Source organism: Chamaesiphon sp. VAR_48_metabat_403 (assembly GCF_031422475.1).
Taxonomy (GTDB): Bacteria; Cyanobacteriota; Cyanobacteriia; order Cyanobacteriales; family Chamaesiphonaceae; genus Chamaesiphon.
The window spans coordinates 1-1,802 of sequence record NZ_JANPLS010000036.1 but is presented as its reverse complement, the minus strand read 5'-3'; the positions used below and the strand labels follow the sequence as shown (position 1 = coordinate 1,802).

The 1,802-nt window shown below is 40.7% G+C and carries 3 protein-coding genes; all 3 read left to right on the top strand.

Features of this window, described 5'->3' with window-relative positions:
- Nucleotides 1-231 precede the first annotated feature (231 nt).
- Nucleotides 232-534 (top strand): helix-turn-helix domain-containing protein, encoded by a 303-nt coding sequence (locus RMO79_RS01875; protein WP_310481354.1) that lies wholly within the window; start codon nt 232-234, stop codon nt 532-534.
- Nucleotides 534-956 carry a type II toxin-antitoxin system VapC family toxin gene (locus tag RMO79_RS01870; RefSeq protein ID WP_310481353.1) on the top strand — a complete coding sequence of 141 codons (423 nt, stop codon included), beginning with the start codon at nt 534-536 and terminating at the stop codon, nt 954-956. Before RMO79_RS01875 ends, RMO79_RS01870 begins: the two co-directional genes overlap by 1 nt.
- A gap of 303 nt (nt 957-1,259) precedes the next feature.
- On the top strand, nt 1,260-1,802 hold a 543-nt coding region (locus tag RMO79_RS01865), incomplete at its 3' end, for a pentapeptide repeat-containing protein (RefSeq protein ID WP_396136496.1).

Below are 1,802 nucleotides of genomic sequence, written 5' to 3'. Positions count from 1 at the left end.
TTATGTCAATTTGGAGCCGATCGCGTCGCCATGCTCGATGGCGGACAGAGTACGGGTTTAATTGTCAATGGTAAAACAATTATGCAACCCAAAACTAGACTTCCCCAAACGATCGGGATTTTTAGTAAATAAGTTCGATCGCATCTTTTTACCGCTACCAGTGGGTAATGTTTGGTAGAATAAAAGCAGATTTGAGTTTAGATTCACACCACATCACCGTCGATCGAAATTATGGACAGAGTTACTATTCCTGATGTCCTAACTTTAGAAGAGGCTTCAGTTTACTTACGATTATCGATCGAAACAGTTGCCAGCCAAGCTCTAAAAGGTAATATTCCCGGTCGGAAAATTGAAAATGATTGGCGATTTTTGAAATCGGCGATCGATGATTGGTTGCGTTCTAAAAGTAGTAGTTCGATCTTACTCGCTCAAGCAGGGGCTTTAGCTGATGATGATGAGATCTATCGACTGAGAGCGTCAATTTATCAAGCTAGAGAGCGTCCCGAAATTGATGATAATTTAGGGTCTAATTAATGTATTTGCTCGATACCGATACCTTGACACATCTTCATGCTGGTAATGCTAATGTTGTGGAGCGATTAAAATCGGTAGCAGATGAAGATGTGGGAATTACGATTATTACTAAGGTCGAGGTTTTACGCGGACGGATCGACTATTTAATTAAAGCTGAAACTGGCGAGAGTTTACTTAAAGCGCAAGAGCTTTTGTTTCGGACGGAAGCATTATTGAACGATTTGTTAATCGTATCTGTAGATCGAGCTGCATCGAACGAATTCGATCGCTTGCGTAGTGAAGCTAAGTTTCGTAAAATTGGACGAGCCGATTTGTTAATTGCCAGTATTACTCTTGCCAATCGAGCGACACTAGTGACGAGAAATTTACGGCATTTTAGACAAATTCCTGGTTTGAAGCTGAAAAATTGGGTCGATCGATAATAGTGAGATTTCTCCATGTAGGTTGGGTTGAGCAAGTAGGGTGGGCACTGCCCACAGACCATATATAGCTGAAGCAAAAAGACTTTAAACTGTTTTATTCGATTACCTCCGGTACGCTACGCGATCGAAAATTCTTCACCAATCGATCGAGCCGATATCGCATTAAATTGTAAAATGTTATCTCAATTGCTATCGATCTAAATCACATTTCAACATTGATTGAATTCGATCGATAATATATTTGTGGGCACTGCCCACCCTACGTTTCTGTAACGATCTCGATAGTAAATTTAAAGATAAGTTATGGCTGAGATTACTGCTAAAGAATTGTTGGCTAGATACGCTGCTGGGGAAAGAGACTTTCAAGGTGTCATCTTGTCTGGCATCGTTTTGAATTGTAGTCCTAAAGGTATTGTTAATTTGGAAGGGGTCAATTTTGCTGGAACTATTTTCAGGCAAATTCGTATGGGGCAGTACTGGCATAGTAATGTCACCATTGGCAGTAAATTCATTAACTGCAATTTCTCCCATAGTAAATGGGAGTTCTGCCAGATGCCAGCCTTGATTGGGTGTAACTTGCAATATTCCGTCATGAAAGGCTGTCGCTATAAACCCAGTTTTGTTGACTGTAACTGGAGATACGGTCAAATCATTGGAGCTACATTGAACGATATGATTTTCGAGCGATGCGATTTGAGTAGAGGAGAATGGAATTTTGATGCTCCCTATCTCACGGTTGAAAATGAATGGGAGCAAAGGGGGTTCTTCTCTTTTCGTTATATCGATACCATCGATATCGATGGTATTTTCCACTCTGGGATTGATTGCAGTTGGCCTAGATTCGAT

What these genes read in the sequence shown, in the direction of transcription:
- RMO79_RS01875 (WP_310481354.1), top strand. Translation starts at nt 232, where the DNA reads ATGGACAGAGTTACTATTCCTGATGTCCTAACTTTAGAAGAGGCTTCA.
- RMO79_RS01870 (WP_310481353.1), top strand. Translation starts at nt 534, where the DNA reads ATGTATTTGCTCGATACCGATACCTTGACACATCTTCATGCTGGTAAT.